Origin of the sequence: Serratia sp. CY55921, assembly GCF_052167655.1 — a bacterium.
Taxonomy (GTDB): Bacteria; Pseudomonadota; Gammaproteobacteria; order Enterobacterales; family Enterobacteriaceae; genus Serratia; species Serratia ureilytica.
In genome coordinates this window covers 732,958-753,302 of sequence record NZ_JBJNMU010000001.1, presented here as the reverse complement: position 1 = coordinate 753,302, position 20,345 = coordinate 732,958, and the positions used below count along the sequence as shown (strand labels likewise).

The 20,345-nt window shown below is 61.2% G+C and carries 15 protein-coding genes; all 15 read right to left on the bottom strand.

The genetic code is table 11. From position 1 onward, the window contains the following. Nucleotides 1–4: 4 nt before the first annotated feature. Nucleotides 5–682: a respiratory nitrate reductase subunit gamma gene (narI, locus tag ACJ8M3_RS03540; protein ID WP_033643426.1), complete on the bottom strand. Its 678-nt coding sequence runs from the start codon at nucleotides 680–682 to the stop codon at nucleotides 5–7. A 2-nt stretch (nucleotides 683–684) separates the two neighbouring features. Beyond that, nucleotides 685–1,407, bottom strand: a complete 723-nt coding sequence (gene narJ / locus ACJ8M3_RS03535; protein ID WP_033650904.1) for a nitrate reductase molybdenum cofactor assembly chaperone — start codon at nucleotides 1,405–1,407, stop codon at nucleotides 685–687. After that, complete coding sequence (gene narH, locus ACJ8M3_RS03530) at nucleotides 1,404–2,948, bottom strand: nitrate reductase subunit beta (RefSeq protein ID WP_170853377.1); 1,545 nt, start codon at nucleotides 2,946–2,948, stop codon at nucleotides 1,404–1,406. Before narH ends, narJ begins: the two co-directional genes overlap by 4 nt. Beyond that, nucleotides 2,945–6,706, bottom strand: coding sequence for a nitrate reductase subunit alpha (locus tag ACJ8M3_RS03525; RefSeq protein ID WP_197665486.1), 3,762 nt, complete (start codon nucleotides 6,704–6,706; stop codon nucleotides 2,945–2,947). Before ACJ8M3_RS03525 ends, narH begins: the two co-directional genes overlap by 4 nt. Before the next feature lie 279 nt (nucleotides 6,707–6,985). After that, nucleotides 6,986–7,888, bottom strand: a complete 903-nt coding sequence (locus ACJ8M3_RS03520) for a glycosyltransferase family 2 protein (RefSeq protein WP_033643430.1) — start codon at nucleotides 7,886–7,888, stop codon at nucleotides 6,986–6,988. Nucleotides 7,889–7,933: 45 nt separating this feature from the next. After that, nucleotides 7,934–8,920, bottom strand: a complete 987-nt coding sequence (locus ACJ8M3_RS03515; RefSeq protein WP_033643431.1) for a glycosyltransferase family 2 protein — start codon at nucleotides 8,918–8,920, stop codon at nucleotides 7,934–7,936. Between the two features lie 12 nt (nucleotides 8,921–8,932). After that, nucleotides 8,933–10,816, bottom strand: coding sequence for a carbohydrate-binding protein CenC (locus ACJ8M3_RS03510; protein WP_060660600.1), 1,884 nt, complete (start codon nucleotides 10,814–10,816; stop codon nucleotides 8,933–8,935). Further along, a complete protein-coding gene (locus ACJ8M3_RS03505; protein ID WP_033643433.1) occupies nucleotides 10,813–11,556 on the bottom strand; it encodes a glycosyltransferase family 2 protein in 744 nt (247 codons plus the stop codon). Before ACJ8M3_RS03505 ends, ACJ8M3_RS03510 begins: the two co-directional genes overlap by 4 nt. A 10-nt stretch (nucleotides 11,557–11,566) precedes the next feature. After that, nucleotides 11,567–12,622: a glycosyltransferase family 4 protein gene (locus tag ACJ8M3_RS03500; RefSeq protein ID WP_047574805.1), complete on the bottom strand. Its 1,056-nt coding sequence runs from the start codon at nucleotides 12,620–12,622 to the stop codon at nucleotides 11,567–11,569. Between the two features lies 1 nt (nucleotide 12,623). Then, nucleotides 12,624–13,529 carry a glycosyltransferase family 2 protein gene (locus ACJ8M3_RS03495; protein ID WP_033643435.1) on the bottom strand — a complete coding sequence of 302 codons (906 nt, stop codon included), beginning with the start codon at nucleotides 13,527–13,529 and terminating at the stop codon, nucleotides 12,624–12,626. 134 nt (nucleotides 13,530–13,663) lie between these two features. Continuing rightward, nucleotides 13,664–14,512, bottom strand: coding sequence for an ATP-grasp fold amidoligase family protein (locus tag ACJ8M3_RS03490; protein WP_089197161.1), 849 nt, complete (start codon nucleotides 14,510–14,512; stop codon nucleotides 13,664–13,666). Then, the gene (locus ACJ8M3_RS03485; RefSeq protein WP_033643437.1) at nucleotides 14,502–15,791 is read right to left on the bottom strand and encodes a flippase; all 1,290 of its coding nucleotides are present in this window, start codon (nucleotides 15,789–15,791) and stop codon (nucleotides 14,502–14,504) included. Before ACJ8M3_RS03485 ends, ACJ8M3_RS03490 begins: the two co-directional genes overlap by 11 nt. Nucleotides 15,792–15,795: 4 nt before the next feature. Next, on the bottom strand, nucleotides 15,796–17,967 hold the full coding sequence (locus ACJ8M3_RS03480; RefSeq protein WP_089194877.1) for a polysaccharide biosynthesis tyrosine autokinase: 2,172 nt from the start codon (nucleotides 17,965–17,967) through the stop codon (nucleotides 15,796–15,798). 27 nt (nucleotides 17,968–17,994) lie between these two features. Then, complete coding sequence (locus tag ACJ8M3_RS03475) at nucleotides 17,995–19,128, bottom strand: polysaccharide export protein (protein WP_033650895.1); 1,134 nt, start codon at nucleotides 19,126–19,128, stop codon at nucleotides 17,995–17,997. A 45-nt stretch (nucleotides 19,129–19,173) separates the two neighbouring features. Beyond that, the gene (gene wecA / locus ACJ8M3_RS03470; RefSeq protein ID WP_033643441.1) at nucleotides 19,174–20,223 is read right to left on the bottom strand and encodes a UDP-N-acetylglucosamine--undecaprenyl-phosphate N-acetylglucosaminephosphotransferase; all 1,050 of its coding nucleotides are present in this window, start codon (nucleotides 20,221–20,223) and stop codon (nucleotides 19,174–19,176) included. Nucleotides 20,224–20,345 lie beyond the last annotated feature (122 nt).

The window sequence follows — 20,345 nt, the reverse complement described above, 5'->3', positions numbered from 1 at the left end:
AGGCTCAGCGGCGGTTGCGCACCAGCTGGTAACGGCGGGTCAGGTACTCTACCGGCGCACTCCAGATATGCACCAGGCGGCAGAACGGGAACAGCACGAACAGCGTCATGCCCAGCACCATATGCAGCTTGAAGATCAGCGCCACGCCTTCCAGGTGCGCAGAAGCGCCGGCGTGGAAGGTCACGACCGCCTGCGCCCAGGCCACCAGCTTCATCATTTCGCTGCCGTCCATATGCTGGGCGGAGAACGGAATGGTCAGCAACCCCAGGCACACCTGCACCACCAGCAATGTCAGGATCAGGATGTCGGCGACGCTGCTGGTAGCGCGCACCCGCGGGTTGGTCAACCGGCGCTTCAGCAGCAGCGCGCCGCCGATCAGCGTCATCAGGCCGCAGGCGCCGCCGGCGATCATCGCCAGCTTCTGCTTCACGTCGATCGGCAGGAAGGCCTCATACATCCAGTGCGGCGTCAGCATGCCGAGGAAGTGGCCCGCGAAGATGCCGATAATGCCGATGTGGAACAGGTTGGACGCCAGCCGCATGCCCTTTTTATCCAGCATCTGGCTGGAGCCGGCGCGCCAGCTGTACTGCCCGTAGTCGTAGCGCAGCCAGCTGCCGATCAGGAACACCGCGCCGGCCAGATAAGGGTAGATGTCGAAGAAGAACTGATTCAAAAATTGCATAATTAGCGTCCTTTGGTTCCGGTTAACGCATCCGTCAGGTCCAGATACTGTGGCGCCACCGCGCCGGCGAAGCGCCGCTGGTGCGCCGTCTGCTGGGCGGAGGCGCAGCCCTGCTCGCCGAGAAATTTGACCTGCTCCTCTTCCCAGACCGCATCCAGCGCCTGCGGCGTATCGTCGCGCGCCTCTTGCGCCACCTGCGTCTTCAGCGCCTGCGCCTGCGCATCGCTGCCGGACAGCGCCAACAGCAGATCGAACAGCACCGCGTACGGGCTTTCGCGCTGCTGCAAGCGCGCGCCCAGCAGCGCCAGGATCGGCGCAATGTCCTGCAGCCCTTCCCGCGCCTGTGCCGCGCTGCGGCTGGCCAAATACTCCAGGTACAGCGGCAGGAAATCAGGCAGCTCGCGGCTGTCGATCTCCAGCCCGGCGGCGCGGTACTGCGCCATCAGGTCAACCATCGCCTGGCCGCGATCGCGCGACTCACCGTGCACGTGCTCAAACAGCAGCAGCGAGGTGGCGCGGCCGCGATCGAACAGCTCGCAATAGTCGGCCTGCGCGTCCAGCAACGGGCGCGCGCACAGGCGGCGGATAAACAGAATCAGCAGCGCGCTGTGGTGCAGATCCAGCTCGCTGGCCGGTTCCAGCGCTTCAATCAGCGCCTGCTGATGGTCAAACAGCGCCTGCTCCGGGTAATCCAGCAGGCGGGCGATCACTTTCAGGCTGATCATGAGGCATCCTCCGGCCGCGCGGTTTTCGCGGTCACGTCGATGGCGTCGATACGACGGCTGTTGAACAGATTGAACTTGCCGTCGCTGCCGTGGCAGCCGTCGCCGAAGCTGAAACCGCAGCCTTTGCTTTCGGGGAAGGCTTCGCGCGCCAGCTCGCGGTGGCTCGACGGCACCACGAAGCGATCTTCATAGTTGGCGATCGCTAGGTAGCGATACATCTCCTGCGCCTGCGCTTCGCTCAGACCGACCTGCTCCAGCGCGCTGATGTCCACCACGCCGTCGACGGTTTCCGCCCGTTTGTAGTGGCGCATCGCCAGCATGCGTTTCAGCGCCAGCAGCACCGGCTCGGTATCGCCGGCGGTCAGCAGGTTCGCCAGATACTGCACCGGAATGCGCAGGCTCTCGACGTCCGGCAATACGCCACTGTGCGCCAGCTCGCCGGCGTCGGCGGCCGACTGAATCGGCGACAACGGCGGCACGTACCACACCATCGGCAGCGTGCGGTATTCCGGATGCAGCGGCAGCGCCAGCTTCCAGTCCATCGCCATTTTGTACACCGGCGACTGCTGAGCGGCTTCAATGACGCCCTGCGGCACGCCGTCCGCCAGCGCCTGAGCAATCACCTTCGGGTCATGCGGATCGAGGAAAATATCGAGCTGGCTCTGGTACAGATCCTTGTCGCTTTCCACCGCCGCCGCCTGCTCGATGCGATCGGCGTCGTACAGCAGCACGCCGAGGTAGCGGATGCGGCCGACGCAGGTTTCCGAACAGACCGTCGGCTGCCCGGCTTCGATGCGCGGGTAACAGAAGATGCACTTCTCGGACTTGCCGCTCTTCCAGTTGAAGTAGATTTTCTTGTACGGGCAACCGGTCAGACACATGCGCCAACCGCGACACTTGTCCTGATCGATCAGCACGATGCCGTCTTCGCCGCGCTTGTAGATCGCCCCGCTCGGGCAGGTGGCGACGCAGGCCGGGTTGAGGCAGTGCTCGCACAGGCGCGGCAAATACATCATGAAGGTGTTTTCGAACTGGCCGTACATCGCCTTCTGCAGGTTGTCGAAGTTCTTGTCCTGCGAACGTTTTTCGAACTCTCCGCCGAGGATCTCTTCCCAGTTCGGGCCGTTTTCGATCTTGTTCATGCGCCGGCCGGTGATCAGCGAGCGCGGGCGCGCCACCGGCTGGTGTTTGCCCTGTTTGGCGGTGTGCAGGTGCTGGTAGTCGTAATCGAACGGCTCGTAGTAGTCGTCCAGCGCCGGCACGTCCGGGTTGGCGAAGATTTTCGCCAGCACGCCGACGCGGTTGCCCATGCGCGGTTCCAGCTTGCCGTTGATTTTACGTATCCAGCCGCCCTTCCATTTTTCCTGATCTTCCCAGGCGTGCGGATACCCGACGCCGGGCTTGCTTTCCACGTTATTGAACCAGGCGTATTCCATACCTTCACGGCTGGTCCAGACGTTTTTGCAGGTGACCGAACAGGTGTGGCAACCGATGCACTTGTCCAGATTCAGCACCATGCCGACTTGCGAACGAATTTTCATTTGCTGTTCTCCTGCTGACTGCCCTGCGCGTAGTCGTTGCCTTCGTCGTCCAACCAATCAATGCGGTTCATCTTGCGCACCACCACGAATTCGTCGCGGTTGGAGCCGACGGTGCCGTAGTAGTTGAAGCCGTAGGCCAGCTGCGCATAGCCGCCGATCATGTGGGTCGGCTTCGGACAGGCGCGGGTCACCGAGTTGTGGATGCCGCCGCGTTGGCGGGTGATCTCCGAGCCCGGCAGGTTCACGATGCGCTCCTGCGCGTGGTACATCATGGTCATGCCGGCCGGGATACGCTGGCTGACCACCGCGCGCGCCGTCAGCGCGCCGTTGGCGTTGAAGGCCTCGATCCAGTCGTTGTCCGCGATGCCCAGATCTTTGGCATCGTCTTCGCTCAGCCAAACGATCGGGCCGCCGCGCGACAGCGTCAGCATCAGCAGGTTGTCGCTGTAGGTGGAGTGAATGCCCCACTTCTGGTGCGGCGTCAGGAAGTTCAGCGCCTTCTCCTTGTTGCCGTTCGGTTTGCTGTTGAGCAGCGGCTGCGCGGCGCGGGTGTCGATCGGCGGCCTATACGCCAGCAGGCTTTCGCCGAAGGCGCGCATCCACTCGTGATCCTGATACAGCTGCTGACGGCCGCTGAGGGTGCGCCACGGGATCAGCTCGTGCACGTTGGTGTAGCAGGCGTTATAGGAGACGTGCTCGTCTTCCAGGCCGGACCAGGTTGGGCTGGAGATGATTTTGCGCGGCTGCGCCTGAATGTCGCGGAAGCGAATTTTCTCGTCTTCCTTGTTCAGCGCCAGATGCCGGTGATCGCGTCCGGTGACGTTGCTCAGCGCTTCCCAGGCTTTCACCGCCACCTGGCCGTTGGTTTCCGGCGCCAGCGACAGGATCACTTCCGCCGCGTCTATCGCGCTCTCGATCTTCGGCCGCCCCGCCGCCGGGCCGTCGGCCTTGACGTAGTTAAGCTGCTTGAGGAAATCGACCTCGGTCTGGGTGTTCCAGCTGATGCCCTTGCCGCCGTTGCCCAGTTTGTCCATCAACGGCCCCAAGGAGGTAAAACGCTCGTAGGTGGCCGGATAATCGCGCTCCACCGCGATGATGTGCGGCGCGGTTTTGCCGGGGATCAGTTCGCACTCGCCTTTCTTCCAGTCCTGCACGCCGTAAGGCTGCGCCAGCTCGGCGGCGGAGTCGTGCTGAATAGGCAAGGTCACCACGTCGGTTTCCTGGCCCAGATGGCCGACGCACACCTCGGAGAAGGCTTTGGCGATGCCCTTGTAGATTTCCCAGTCGCTCTTCGAATCCCAGGCCGGATCGACCGCCGCCGACAGCGGATGAATGAACGGATGCATGTCGGAGGTGTTCATGTCGTCTTTTTCGTACCAGGTGGCGGTCGGCAGCACCACGTCGGAATACAGGCAGGTGCTCGACATGCGGAAATCGAGCGTCACCACCAGATCCAGTTTGCCTTCGCCGCCCTGCTCGCGCCATTCCACTTCCTGCGGCTTCACGCCGCCCTGCTGGCCGAGATCTTTCCCCTGGATACCGTTCTCGGTGCCCAACAGGTATTTGAGCATGTATTCATGGCCCTTGCCGGAAGAACCCAGCAGGTTGGAGCGCCAGACGAACAGGTTGCGTGGGAAGTTCTGCGGATTGTCCGGCTGCTCGGCGGCAAAGCCCAGCGCGCCGCTCTTCAGGCTGTCGACGGTGAACTCAACCGGCGACTGGCCGGCGGCACGGGCCTGCTCCGCCAGGCGCAGCGGGTTAGCGCCCAGCTGCGGCGCCGAAGGCAGCCAGCCCATGCGCTCCGCGCGCACGTTGAAGTCGATCAGGCTGCCGCCGAAGCGCGATTTGTCCGCCAGCGGCGACAGCAGCTCATCGGCGCCGACGGTTTCATAGCGCCATTGGCTGGAATGGTTGTAGAAGAACGAGGTGCTATTCATGTGGCGCGGCGGGCGCTGCCAGTCAAGGCCGAACGCCAGCGGCAGCCAGCCGGTTTGCGGCCGCAGTTTTTCCTGGCCGACGTAGTGCGCCCAGCCGCCGCCGCTCTGGCCGACGCAACCGCAGAAGATCAGCATATTGATCAGGCCGCGGTAGGTCATGTCCATGTGATACCAGTGGTTGACGCCGGCGCCGACGATGATCATCGAACGGCCGTGGGTCTTCTCGGCGTTTTCCGCGAACTCGCGGGCAATGCGGATGATGTTGTGGCGCGACACGCCGGTGATCTGCTCGGCCCAGGCCGGGCTGTAAGCCTTGACCTCGTCATAGTCGGCGGCGCAGTTGGCGTCGCCCAGCCCGCGCTCCAGGCCGTAGTTGGCCAGCGTCAGGTCATACACGCTGGTCACCAGTGCTTCGCTGCCGTCCGCCAGCCGCAGGCGTTTCACCGGCAGCTTGTGCAGCAGGATCTCGTCCAGCGCCACGCTGTTGAAATGCTCGCTGTCGGCGCCGCCGAAGTACGGGAAGCCCACCTCGGCAACGTCGTCATGCATGCCCAGCAGACTGAGCTGCAGCTCAACTTCCTGTTGCGACTTGCCTTCGCGCTGCTCCAGGTTCCACTTGCCCTTCTCGCCCCAGCGGAAACCGATAGAGCCCTGCGGCGCCACCAGCTCGCCGCTGCGGCTGTCGATAGCGACGGTTTTCCACTCGGGATTGTTTTCCTGGCCCAGTCCGTCCACCAGATCGGCGGCGCGCAGCAGGCGGCCAGCGGCGTAGTGGCCGCCTTCACGCGGCTCCAGCAGCACCAGCATCGGCATGTCGGTATAGCGGCGCACGTAGTCGCGGAAGTAGCCGACTTCGCGATCGAGATGGAACTCTTTCAGCATCACATGGCCCATCGCCAGCGCCATCGCGCTGTCGGTGCCCTGCTTCGGATTCAGCCAGTGGTCGCACAGCTTGGCGACTTCGGCGTAGTCCGGCGTCACCGCCACGGTTTTGGTGCCCTTGTAGCGCACTTCGGTAAAGAAGTGGGCGTCCGGGGTGCGCGTCTGCGGCACGTTGGAGCCCCAGGCGATGATGTAGGAGGAGTTGTACCAGTCGGCGGACTCCGGCACGTCGGTCTGCTCGCCCCAGGTCATCGGCGAAGCCGGCGGCAAATCGCAATACCAGTCGTAGAAGCTCAGGCAGGCGCCGCCGATCAGCGACAGGTACCGAGCGCCGGCGGCGTAGGACACCATCGACATCGCCGGGATCGGCGAGAAGCCGATAATGCGGTCAGGGCCGAAGGTTTTGGCGGTATAGACGTTGGCGGCGGCGATCAGTTCATTGACCTCTTGCCAGCTGGAGCGGACGAAACCGCCGCGGCCGCGCGCCACCTTGTAGCTTTTGGCTTTTTCCGCATCGCCGACGATCGATCCCCAGGCCTCGACCGGATCGCTGTGCTGCGCTTTCGCCTCGCGCCACAGTTTGAGCAGCCGCTTGCGCATCAGCGGGTATTTCAGCCGGTTGGCGCTGTACAGGTACCAGGAGTAGCTGGCGCCGCGCGGGCAGCCGCGCGGTTCATGGTTGGGCAGATCGGGGCGGGTGCGCGGATAGTCGGTTTGCTGGGTTTCCCAGGTCACCAGACCATTCTTCACGTAGATCTTCCAACTGCAGGAACCGGTGCAGTTCACGCCGTGGGTGGAACGCACCACTTTGTCATGCTGCCAACGGCTGCGGTAGCCGTCTTCCCAGTCGCGGTTGGTGTTCAAGGTCTGGCCGTGATCGCCAGAAAAAGGCTCCGCCAACTGCTTGAAATAGCGGAAACGGTCTAAAAATTTGCTCATCCGGAATGCTCCTGAAGGCTCTTGTCGTTATAAGAAGACATGCTCAATCTGCCGCCAGCCTACTGACGGCCAACCGACGGCAAATTGATTGCGATCAAGAGAAAGCGGCGGGCGACGCGTGCGTCGGGCGGGAAATACCACCAAAGTATAGGGGCGAGGAATAGGATTAATTGTTTGAATTAAAACGAATAAATCAGAATATCAAGATGAAGGTGAACGGGCGGGAGGCAAGACGGGGTATTTGGGGGTAGGACGCGGGGGAAAACCCCGCGTCAGGTTTCAGAAAGGGACGCCGCGGAAGAAGACGTTGCGCAGAATGTTCTTCATGTAAACGCCGGCCATCACCCCGCTGTTGACATAGATGATGCCCTTCATGCCGTGCAGCACGCCGCCGAGACGGCTTCGGCTGTCGGTGATGATGCGCGACGTGATGCAGGTGTGGCGCAGCCGCATCACCTTGCGCGCCCGCGGCGAAATCTGCGGCATCAACCGGCGCTCGAACTGCATTTTGTTGTGATAGCCGATGATGCCTTTCGGGCTGGAGGTAATACGCTCACCGTCGTGATCGTTATGCACCGCCAGGCGCTCGTGCAACGTGCCGATGCGCATGCCCGCCGCCAGCAGGCGATAAATGAAGATATGATCCTGATAACGCGGGGTATTGAAGAACCCGCGCACCGCGATCGCCGCCTCGCGGCGCAGCATGATCATCGGCGTGTAAGCGACGCCGGCCAGCATGAAGTCCTCCAGCCCGTCGCAGCGGGCGCGGTAATAGCGCTCGGCGTTGATTTGGCCATCCTGCAGAATATCCATATCGCACAGGCTGACGGGGTAATCGCCGCGCTGCATAAAGGCCAGCTGACGGGCGATCTTCTCCGGGTGGTAGTAATCGTCGTCGTCCAGAAAAGTGAGGTATTCCCCGGTGGCGCGCAGGATGCCGCTGTTGCGCGCCCGCGCCCCGCCGCCGTTGCGCGCGCGCGGGCAATAGACGATCTGCCCGGCGGCAATATAGCCGGCCAGCCGTTCGCGGGTGGCCTGGCGCTGCGGATGGTCCGGCGGATTATCGTCCACCACCACGATCTCCACCGGCTGATGGGTTTGCGCCAGGACGCTGTCGATGGCGCGCGCCAGCAGTTCGCTGCGGCCATAGGTCGGAATAATGACGCTGACTTTGATACTCATAATGGGCTTCCACACGGGTTTATCGTCGTTCGGGCACGGTCAGATTCACCCGAAACGGTTGTAGAGACTGGCCATCAGGTAGTAGACCAGCGGACTGCGGTAGAACAGGCGGTTCTTGCGGCTCAGCATTTGCCGCTCCTCCGCCCGCAGCCGGGCATAGCGCCGTTTCAGCTCGGCGGTTTCCCGCAGCGCGTCACGCAGGCCGAAGAAGTCCAGCCCGACCAGCAGGCGCGCCTTCAGCGTGGTGACGAACAGCACCGAGTGGAATCCCTTCCCCCCCTCGCGGCGACGCCCGCTGTCAGCGCGCTCGATGGCGTAATCGAGATCGTCCAAATCCCGCCGCTTCGGCGCGCGCGTGATGCCGTTGGGGTTAGCGCGATATCCTACCAACGGCGTGTCGCACACCACGATGCGGTTCGCTTTCAGATACAGCTGCGGGATCAGCTGGATATCCTCGAAGTTGCGCCCCGCCGGAAACGCGGCGTCGTTGAACAGCGAACGGTGATAAATCCGCGCCCAGGCGTACCACAGGCTGCGGTTAAAACTGTCCGCCAGCAGCGCCATATGCGGCTCGCGCTCCTGTGGCGCGGCGTTGCCGGGCACGATCGCCATCAGGCCATCCGGTTCTATCTTGCCGTTTTTCAGCCGCGAGAAACGCTGGGCGTTGAACGCCACGATCTCCACCTGCGGGTTATCCGCCAGCAGGCGCCCCAAAATGCTGAAATAGCCCGGCAGCAGCACGTCGTCGGAGTCCAGAAAACCGAGATATTCGCCTTCGGCATGGGCGATCCCGGCGTTGCGCGCGGCGCTCAACCCCTGGTTATCCTGGCGCAGGATGCTGACCTGCGTTTTCAATGCCGGATAACGGCACAGCACCTCTTGCGCGACGGCGATGGAGCCGTCCGGGCTGCCGTCATCGACGAGGATCACTTCCGCCCAGTCGGGCAATTGACTCAGCACCGAGTCCAGGCACGCTTCGATGTAGGCTTCCACCTTATACACCGGGACGATCAGGCTTAGCGTGATAGTCATGAACGGGTATCCTTATTGATTGCTAGTGTCTCGTTGCACCCACAGCGCGCTGCTGCCCACCGCGGGCAATTTGGCGTCGATCTGCGGCTGCCCCTGCCAGCGCCAGCCGGGCGGCAGGTCAAAACGGGCGGCCATCGGCCGATAGTACGGGTTGGCGATCAGCACCAGGCCGCGCTCGCCGTCGATAAACAGCCGCGCCGGTACGGCGGTGTTGTTGCCGGACAGCGTCGCACTTTCGCCCGAGAGCAGGTACGGCGTGAAGCTGTCGATCTGTTGCGCCACGCGGGCAACCCCTTGCCAGATACCGTCGAATTCCTGTTGGTTGAAATCGCCGCTGCGGCGCTTGTAGAACAGGTCGGTATAGGAGTAGAACAGCAGCCCTTTGACGCCGCCGATCAGCCCCAGCCAGGCCTGGTTGCGGATCTCCGCTTCGCTCGGCTGGCGCGGCTTGCGGTGCGGCTCATAGGCGGCGTGATCCATGATCTGCATCACCAGCCAGGCGCCCTTCGCCTGGCGCGCCACCTGCACCGTCAGGCGCGAGTATTCCAGCGTGCGCGTCATGTCGGCATCGCGTCCGACCGGATAAGGATCGCTGGCCAACACGTCGGAACTGTTGAAATAGGCGTTGAGCGCGCCGGTCTGGTTCAGCGCCTGAAAGGTCAGATGGTCAGGGTCTTGTTGCTTCACCTGCAGATGCATCTGCTCTATCTGCGGCGCGTACTTCGGCGCCAGCTCATCGTTGATGTACCAGGCGAGCAGGTTCGGCTGAGTTTTAAACTTCTCCACATAAGACGCCGTCAACTGCGGGTAGCTCAGGCGCGTTTTCGGCGCAGAGTCGAGGCCGGGGTAGAAATCCTTCAGCGAGAAAATCACCTGCAGCCCGTACTGCTGCGTTTTGCGGAAATAGGCGTACGGGTCGCGCCCTGCGCCGTAGTTGTAATTCAGCACGGTGTTGAAACCGGCGTCGCGGATGCGCGCCAGATGCTCATCGGTCGCCATGTTGCCGTACATGTAGATGCCCAGCGGAAAGAAGCGCTTGCCCTGCCGCAGCGTATAGCCCTGCTCGTCCAACGCCACTTTCGGCGGCGCCTCGCCGATGCTGACCGGCATTTCGCTGCTCCGGCTGTGCTTCGACGCCACGTCCGTCACCTGCTGCTGCAGGCGGTACTCGCCGGCGGCCAGGTTGGCCGGCAACGAGAACTCTACGCGCTGACGCTCGGCGACATGGTAGCGGCGGCTCTCCTGCCGCACGGCGGTGCGTTGGCTATCGAGCAGCGTACTTTCCACCTGCACTTCCTGAGGCTGCTGCACTTCAATCAGGCTGGAGGCCGATTGCCCACCGGCGCGCATCTGATACAACGCCGGCGCCGTCGGCTGGCTGCAAACGTAGGCATCGTCGAACCAGGCGTTGCCGGTCGTGCCCTTGCGCATATACAGCCCCAGTACGGTGGTAGTGGCCTCTGCCGGTACGGTGAAGCTGCCCTCCACCGGCTGCCAACCGCTGCTGCCCAGCAGGCCTTGCGGGTAGCTGCCGGCCAGGTGGCGCCCCTTGGCGTCATAGCTTTCGACGTACACTCCGGCGCCCGGCTGATCGCCTTTGCCGCGCAGGTTATCGCCGCGCACCCACACGCCGAACGCGATCGTCTGCCCTGCTTTCACCTGCAGCGTTTGCAGCATCTGGTGATACTCCGCCGGGTCAGGATTGCTGTAGTACAGGCTGGCGCGGCCGCTGCGGCCGCCGGAGATCACCTTGGCCGGCGGCAGCGACCAGCCCGTCTGTCCCTGCTCAAAGCCGGGGTTGGTCAGCAGATTGGTCTCGCAGCCCGCCGCCCCGGCCTGAGCCGCCAGCCCGCATCCGATCAGCACGCAGGCTGCGTTCAAGATTTTGCTGGTCATTGTCTTTTCATCACCGCGCTGTACAGGTAGGAGAAGAACAGGTAGCAAGATTTTTGATAAGAGAGCCCCAGATGACGACGGTAGATCTGCCACTGCCAGTCCGCCGCGCGGATCTTGTTGCCGGACAGCGAATTGGCGGACAGCCGGTAAAACGCCAGCGGCTCCGGAATGCAGTACGCCAGGCGATTGCGCGCGCGCTCCAGAATAGACAGCCACATCACGTAGTCTTCGTGCCCGACCTTGCGCTGGTAGACCTTGCCGACCCGGCGCTGGTTGTACATGCCGGTCAGGTTGCCGATCCAGTTGCTTTTCAACATGTCGCGGTAGGCGATGATCTCCCCGGCGCCGCGGTAATTTTTCACCTGCGCCAGGTCATTCTCGAAGGTGTAATAGTGCGAGCAGACCACGTCGTAACGCTGGGTTTTAAGGATGCCGACCTGGCGGGCCAGCTTATTCGGGTGCCAAACATCGTCGCTGTCGCAAAACGCGATGTAGTCGCCGCGCGCCGCCTCGATGGCGATATTGCGCGTTTCGGCCACCCCCTGATTGGCGTTGTTGCGGATGTAGGTCAGCCGATCGTGAATGAACGGCTTGACCACCTCAGCGGTGTTGTCGGTGGAGGCGTCGTCAATCACATACAGGTGATAGTCCTGATAAGTTTGATTCAATACGCCAAGGATCGACTCGCGGATAAAACCGGCGGCGTTATAAGCCGGCATAATGACGGACACTTTTTCCATGATAATTACCTCAGACGATAAGCTCTTGCCACTGGGGGTAAATACGTTCAGGCACAAACCGCTGCGCCTTTTCCAACGCACGGTGGGAGAAGCGGCGACGCAGTTCGCCGTCGCCGATCAGCGCCAGGACGCGCTGACTGAAGGTGTCGACGTCGCCGTCCGTCACCAGATAACCGTTTTCGCGATCGTCGATCAGCTCCGCCGGGCCGGTCAGACAGTCAAAAGCCACCAGCGGCAGGCCGAAGCTCATGGCTTCGATTAGCACCATCGGCAGACCTTCGTAGCGAGAGGTCATCAGCAACAGGCTCGCCTGCCGGTAATGCCCGGCGATATCGGCGGTGGCCGGCAGCAGCTGCACCCGGTCGTCGAGCCCGTAATCGGCGATCTGCCGTTGCAACGCCGCCCGATCCGGGCCATCGCCGACGATGTGCAGCCGCCACTCCGGCGCCTGCTGCGCCACCTGCCGCCAGGCGGCGATCAGCCGGTCGAAGCCTTTCTGGTGGCACAGTCGGCCGACCGCCAGCGCCACCGGCTGTTGCTGTTCCGGATGCGGCGCCCGCAGCGGAAACGGCGACACGTTCTCAATCACCCGACATTTGCGGGCGGGCACCCAGCGGCCGATATTCGCCAGATCTTTTTGCGTCAGCAGCACGGTGCGATCGCCCAGCCGGTAGATCAGCACCTTCAGCCACTTCATCGGCCACGGATACTGGTGGAAACTGACATGTTCACTCAGCACCAAGCGGCTGCCGGGACACAACAGCCGCAGGTAAGGCACCATGATCACCGAGAGTTTCCCCATCGAGACGGTGATGATGGCGTCATAGCGGCCGCGGCGTAAGAACAGCGCCAGGCGCCACGGCCAGAGCAGCGTCTTGCCGCGCATGAAGCGCAGCGTCACCGCCGGCTCCAGCGGATAGAACGCCCGATCCCCGCAGATGGATATCAGTTCGACCTGGTGGCCGAAGCGGGTGGTCAGCGCATTGGCCAGGCTGCTGGCCACCCGTTCGGTGCCGCCTTTGCCGCCGATGTCTTCGATTACAATTGCGATTTTCCGCGGTTGCATGTCACCTCCGTAATCCCTCGCGGGCCGTGCGCAGCAGCCTCCCCCCCAATGGAAACAGTCCCAGCCTGGCCAGACAGTCGCCATACAGCTTGATCGCCTTGAATTTGCCGCTCAGGGTGTGGCGCTCCATGCGCGATGAGTAGTAGTTGAAAGCCTGCAGATCTTCGCTGTACAGCGAAGCCAGCAGGTGTTTACAGGCAAAGCCGCTGATATAACGGCCGCTGGCCTGCAGATAGGTATCGATAAAGCGTTCGCTGGCGTCGATGTTCAATCGGCAGCGGTTCAGATCCTCGTCGCCGCAGCGGATGAACACCCCACCGCCCTGATCGTGAACCACCCGGGCGCCCAGGTTGGTGGCGTTGACCAAAAATCCCCAGTCCTGGTAACGGGCCAAAAACTCCGGAAATAAAAACCGCCGGTCTTGTTTCTTACGCACGCTGATGGTCGAGGTGCGAATATCCCCCATCTCGATAAATAAGAAATCTTCCCCGGCCACGCCCTCTTGATAATTAAACACGTAGCTGCGCACATTCTTGTCGTTGACCGTGGTGTAATTGCCGAACACGATATCGATCCGTGTGTCCTCATGCCGTCTCAAGCGCCGGATGATATAATTGGTGCCAAACATATCTTCCGGTTCCAGAAAAAAAACCACCTCAGAACGCGCCAGGCGAAAACCGATATTGCAGGCGACGGCGATATTGCCGCGCACCCGGCTTTCATGCAGTCTGGCGCGATGATTCGCCGCCAACAGTCCGTGTATCTTTTCCGACTCACCGGCTTCCGATGAATAATCGACCACGATAATTTCATAATCAAAACCGGCGCAGTAATGGGTCATGCGCGCCAGCGTGGCGGCGAGATGGTTTGAATTATTAAAAGCGGGAATAACAATTGATAAGTCCATTTAATACCTCAAAAGCTATTATCAACTGGCGAGTGCAGCCTGATGCCAGAGAAAAAGTTTGTTATCGCAGCATATCCCTGCCCGGTTATCCCCCCGCCTCGGGTCGAGTACGCGCAGCCAACGGCCTGTTTCAGCTACGTATGAAAATACCCTCCCCATTCTTGTTCAATCGTTTCTGGCATCAGCCGTTGTAATCCGGCCCCCGGGGTGAAAGTCAGCTCGCCAAAATAAATGCGATCCTGCACCTGATAAAAATCGACGCGTACGTACGAGAATTGTTCCGCCACCTGGCGCGCCAGCAGCAGCATCTCCTTTAGCCCGCTGGGGCGCGACATCGGCACGTCGCTGTTCGGCACGCCCATGCGGATCTCGGTGCGGTTCCAGTCCGCATCAAAGAAATCGCGGCGATGATCGATAAAGCGCTGATAATCGATCTGAATAAAGAAGCGCACCTCACCGTCAAGATTAAAACAGTGGATCTTGATGTCGTTCGGTATTTGCCCTTCGTCGATCAGCATTCTTTCCACCATGATGCAAGGTGGAATATCTTTATAATGCCGCTCGCGATAAACCTGATAAAAACTTTGCCGCAGCCAACTGTTGGTCAACACCCGCAGTTCGTTATAACCGGTTTGGCTTTTATCAAATACCAGCTTGTTATATCCGCTGCCATGGTTGGCTTTAATCACAAACGACTCGGGCAGCTGCTGATACATCTCTTCCGTAAATTCGTTGCCGTGCGCGTAAAGATCGATCAAATACTCTTTACCCCATAGCTGTTCGATATACTCTCTCACCCGATATTTATCAGATAGCTGCGTATATATCGCCAGTGGATAAACTTTCCTACGCATCAGTTTTTCGCTGTACCCCACCGGATGGGCCAGATGCGGCACCTTGCGGAAAAACATTGCGTATTTTAACTGATGATATATTGCATCGGGCATACGTCGGTATAACCCTTTCACCAGATTATTTAACATATATTTCTCGTACCTTCCCTATTAATTGCGGAAAACACCGATAGCAAGTCACCTGCAAACGCGTAATTTTTCCTCCTCTGAAAAAGCTGTTGAGCACAAAGAATGAAATAAACTCCGTGATCAACGTCGATATCGCCGCGCCCATGATCCCGTAGCGCGGGATCAGGATGAAATTCATCACCACGTTGGCCAACGCCGCCAGCGGCATTTTGATGGCGATGAATCGATAGCCGCTGAACAGCACGATGGCGCGGTAAGACACCGTTCCCATCACCGAGAACAGCGACGTCACCGAGCACAGCGCCAAAATGGTCGCCGTTTGCCGGTAACTTTCGCCGAACATCAGCGCGACTATCTGCTGCGGAAACAGCGACAGCACCGCGATCACTGGCATCGAAAGCACCAGCACCATCAGATACAGCTGGCGAATGCGCGCCTCTTGTTCCTGCTCCGAACCGGCGTTCGCCACGCCTGGCATCATCGACATGATCAGCGCGATGGGCACGAATACCCACCCCTGGCTCAGCGTGATGGCGGCGCTGTAAAGCCCGACGCTGTGCTCTCCCAAATAGTTGCCCAGCATGATCTGATCGATGCGCGTATAAATGACGATCGACAGGCTGGAGATCGCCAGCGGCAAGCCGACGCTGAACAGGTAGCGGCCGTAGCGCCGTTTGTGTCTGCCGCTGATCGCCGGCATCTGCGCCTGCTCGCGACGGAACAGCACCCAGCGCACCGCATAAGGCAGCAGGCTGCTCAGCACATAGGGCAGCGCAAACCACACCAGCGGCAATTGCGCGTACACCAGGCCGAGCCGCATCACGATCGACAGCAACAGCGCAACGTTGTTGATCAACGTGTTCAACTTCGACTTCAGCAGCGCGTCGTAATAGATTTTGTAGACGTCCTGCACGGAGAAATACGCGCTGATCAACATCAGCAGCATCATGATTTGGTTGGTGCGATCCTGCGTCAACAGCGTCCAGGCCATCAGCGGCAGCGCGATCAGCGCAAACAGCTGGCGGCGGATGCGCATCGAAGCCAGCATCAGCCGCATGCCGCTCCGGCGCCGTTTGGCGACGCGGTTGAACAGCACTGCGTCCGCCCCCAGCTGCACCAGCGGCACGGCGATGGCGATCACCGACAGCAAGTAGTTAATCAAACCGTATTGCGCCGGCCCGAGATAGCGCGCGACGTACACCGAAACGAAAATCCCCGACAGACTCAGCGATACCCGCTCCAGCATTAACCACAAAGAGTTCATCAGCATCGCTTTCATGCGCTTACGGCACCTTTTCTTCCTGATGGCTCGGATAGGCGAAGGCGTAGTAACCCGCATCGGCGGCGGATTTTTTCACCATGCCGTTGAGGATCACGCCTTTGATCGCCACGCCATTCTGTTCGAAACGGCGCATGCTGGTTTCGATCTGCTTGACGGTGTTCACTTCAAAACGCACCACCAGCAGCGAGGTGCCGGCGTGATGACCGACGATCGCCGCATCCGTCACCGCCAGAATCGGCGGCGTATCGATCAGCACCAGATCGTAGTGTTGCCCGGCCCAGCGCAGGAAGTCAGCGAAGCGGCGATGCATCAGCAGTTCGGACGGATTCGGCGGCACCTGGCCGCGCGGCACGAAGTCCAGGTTGGCGATGGCGGTTTTCCGCACCGCCTGTTCCGCCATCACGTCGCCCACCAGCATGTCGGACAAACCGCGATGTCCATCCTCGGCCAGCCAGCGATGCAGGAAGCCTTTGCGCATATCCGCGTCGATCAGCAACACCCGCTGCCCGGCCTGCGCCACTACCACCGCCAGGTTGGTGCTGGTGAAGCTCTTGCCGCTTTCCGGGCTGGCGCCGGAGACCATCAGAATATTGTTTTTGGCTTCCAGCATGGCGAAATGCAGGCTGGTGCGCAGGCTGCGGATTGCCTCCACCGACAGATCCGTCGGCTCGGCCACCGCCAGGATCGGCAGGCGCCGGCCGCCGGATTTGGGCAACAGATGACGCTGCTCGCGGTTGCGCTTCACCTGCCACGGCGACAGCGGCACGGTGGCGTAGACGTTGATGCCCCGTTTCTCCAGCGTATCGATATCATTGATGCCGCGGTGGAAGGCCGCGCGCAACAGCACCACCGCGGCGGCGCCCCCGGCGCCCAGCAGCAGCGCCAACAGCACGATCAGCATCTTTTGCGGCTGGATCGGCCGAATGGCGGTTTCCGCTTCATCGATGATGCGCACGTTGCCTACCGTGCCGGCCTTGCTGATGCTCAGCTCCTGCTGCTTGTTCATCAGCTGCATGTAAACCTGCTGATCCACCTGCACGTCTCGGGTGAGACGCAGGATCTCCTGCTGCATTTTCGGCAGCGTCTGCACCTGTTTGCCCAGCCGCGCCTTTTCCGCTTCCAGCGTGGCGCGCTTTTCCAGCAGCGCCCGGTAAGCCGGGTGCGCGCGGGTATAGAGCTTGGAGATCTCCGCTTCCTTGAAGGTCAGTTCATTGAGCTGCGCTTCGAGCTGCACCTGCGTGTCCAACACCGATTTGGCTTCCAGCGACAGATCCACCGAGTCGTTTTGCTGACGGAACTGATTGAGCTGGGTTTCGGCGTTGTTGAGCGAGGTTTGCGTTTGCGGCAGTTGCTCTTGCAGGAACGCCAGCATTCGCTGCGCCTCTTCCGTTTTGCGATCCACGTTCTGCTGCAGGTAGTTGTCGGTGATGTTCTTCAGCACCGCCTCGGCGCGCTGCGGATCTTCGCTCGGCAGCGTAAAGGTCATGATGCCGCTGTCTTTACCGCCCGGCACTACGTCAAGATTTTTGCGCAGATCGTCCACCGCTTTCTGGCGCGCGACTTTGACCACCGTGAAGCTGGCGCCCGGCGCCGCGTCCAGTGCCGAGACGGCCATGTTCCATCCGCCCTGCGCCACCGGCTGCCCGACCGCGCCGCTGAACAGTTTGGCGCCGTCATGGCTCAGCTCGTAATGCCGCCCATCGCGCACCGTCAGCGTCAGCGCTTCGCCCTCCATTTCCGGCGGCGTCGTTAACGTGGCGATATCCAGCACCGGCGCCTTTTCGCCGCTCAGTCGGGCAAAACCTTTACCGAATACCGGGAAATAGTCCGGCTCGACGCGCACCGTCAGGCCAAGGGCATCCACCGTTTTGCCGAGCACGTAGCGCGACTTGGCCAGCGTCACTTCATCCTGCGTCGCCGAATTCTGCCCCATCGAGCTGTCCAGCGTTTCGCGCAGCAGCGAGTCGCCGGACAGCTGTTTCTCCACCTGCACCACCGCCGTGGCCTGATACACCGGGGTAGCCAACAGGGCATAGGCGACGCCCAGCGCGCCGGCCACGCCGGTTACGACGGCGATCCGCCAGCGGTTATCCCAAAGCGGCCCTACCAGACGCTCCCACTCCAGCTTTTCATCTTGTTCGGCCACCATCACGGACAGCGCATTGTTCTTCATCTTCTGTTCCTTATTCATCCTGCGGATTTACCAGTTGCGCACGCGCAAGGTAGCCTCGCTGAGATCGTTAAAGCTGCTGATGGTCGGCACCAGCTGGCTGATCAAACGGTTCCAGCGCGCGACCGGCGCCGCAGTGACGTACACGACGTCGTAAGGTTGCAGCTGAAATTCAGCGCCCATCGCCAGCGCGCTGGCGTCGGAAAGATCGAACTGATACAGCGTCGCCAGCCGCTGCGGCGTTTTGCCGCCGCTCGGCCGGATCACGAATACCCCGGTCGCATCCGCGACCGTCTGGCTGATCCCTTCGGAAGAGCCGAGGGCCTCGGTCAACGTCATGCCGCTGCGATCCATCTTCAGCGTCGCTTGCTTGCCCACTTCGCCCATCACGAACACTTTCAGTTCGTCATTGCGCGGGACGTAAAGGATGTCACCCGGCTGCAGCAACGCGTTCTGACTGATGTCGCCGCGCTGCATCAGCGCCTGCAGCGAGATGGCCCGATCCTTGCCCTGATGGGTCAGCACCACGTTGCGCCAGTCGGCGTTCTCCGTCAGGCCGCCGGCGGCGTTGATCGCATCCAGGATGGTCAGCGGCACGTTGGTGATCGCCTGCTGGCCGGAGGTTTTCACCTCACCGGTCACATAAGCCTTCTGCGAACGGAAAGCGGCGATGCTGACATCCACCTGCGGGCTTTCCACATACTGCGCCAGACGGCCGGCGATCAGGCTGCGCACTTCGGTGACGGTTTTGCCCACCACCGCCACTCGCCCGATATAGGGATAAAAAATCGTGCCATCGGCATGGACCCAGTTACCGGTGTCGCTGGCGCTGCGGTACTGCCCGGCCGGCGTAGTCAGCTCAGGGTGATCCCAGACGGTGACGTTCAACACGTCGCCGACGCCGATACGGTATTGATAGTTCTGCAGCCGCTGATCCAGCGCCGGGTTCGGCCGGGCGACCGGTTCTACGCGCCGCATTTTCTGCAGCAACATCGGCGACATGCGGTAGACCTGCACCTGGTTATTCAAATCAAAACCGTCGTCTTGCTGCACGACGACGGCTTTTCCGCTGGTAGGTAAATGTGAGCCGGGAATCACCGTACACCCGCTCAACAGCGCGGAGGTAAAGGCCAACGGCATCAAAAGAGGCAAATGAAAATTCATGGAAGTACCGTGATAAACGGGCTGCCGCCGCAGCCCGTGAGGGGATTAACGGCCGACGGTCGGATTATCGCTGAACACCGTCGCCTGACGCGGCTCGCGCAACAGGGCGAAATAGCCGCAAAAACAGAGCAGAAACGCCACCAGCATCAAACTCTCTTGCAGTTTCAGCACTTCGCTGCAGATGCCGATGCAGGCCAGCGTCACCGCCAGCATGGTGCTCATCGCCAGCGCCTGGCGCGCATTCAGTCCGCGACGCATCAGAATATGGTGCAAATGATCGCGCCCCGCTTTGAATGGGCTTTGGCGGCGCAGCAGGCGGCGCACCATCACCGTCACCATGTCCATCAGAGGAATGGCGATCAGCCACAGCGCGGTCACCGGGCGCATCACCGCCTGCGGTCCCTGGGTCGCCAGCAACACCAGCCACAGCACGCTGAAGCCGATCACCATGCTGCCGGCGTCCCCCATAAAGATCTTGCTGCGCGCACCGAACAGACTCAGGTTGAACAGCAGATAAGCCGCCAGAGCGGCGATCAGGCCCAGACACCACAGCGCCAGGTCTTCCCGGCCGCCCAGCCCGAACACGATGGCCAGCGCGACGAAGGTGACGCAGGACAAAGCGCCCAACTGCCCATCGATGCCATCCACCATGTTGTAGGCATTGATCGCTCCCCATACCGCCAGCGGCGTGAGCAGCAACGCGCCATAGCCGAGCATCACTTCCTGATGCCCCCAGACATAACCCAGCGAGGAGAGTTGCATCCCTGCCGCCAGCATCATCGCCAGCGCGATCCCTCCCTGCACCATGACGCGCGGCGCCACGGGCAGATCAAAGCGGTCATCCAGCACGCCCAACACCACCAGCGCCGTTATGCACAGCAGGTAGATCGTGCTTTCGGGCAGCCAGGCGGGTTGCCACAGCGTCATCAGCATCAGCGTCAGGTACACGGCGATGCCGCCGACCAGCGGAATGTGCCCCAGATGTTGCTTGCGCGCATTGGGCTTATCCACTAACCCCACCACCAAGGCGGCGCGGCGGGCAATAAGCACCCACGCCACCGCCAGCACAAATATCACGCTCAGTTGATATAACATCGTTCCTCCAGCGAATAAGCACGCTACCGCCCTTGAGTTACAGCTCCCAATGCGCTATTAACAAAAACAAAATTGATCCGGCCAGGATATAAGTCAGCATGCGCTAATCCTGAAAATGCAGA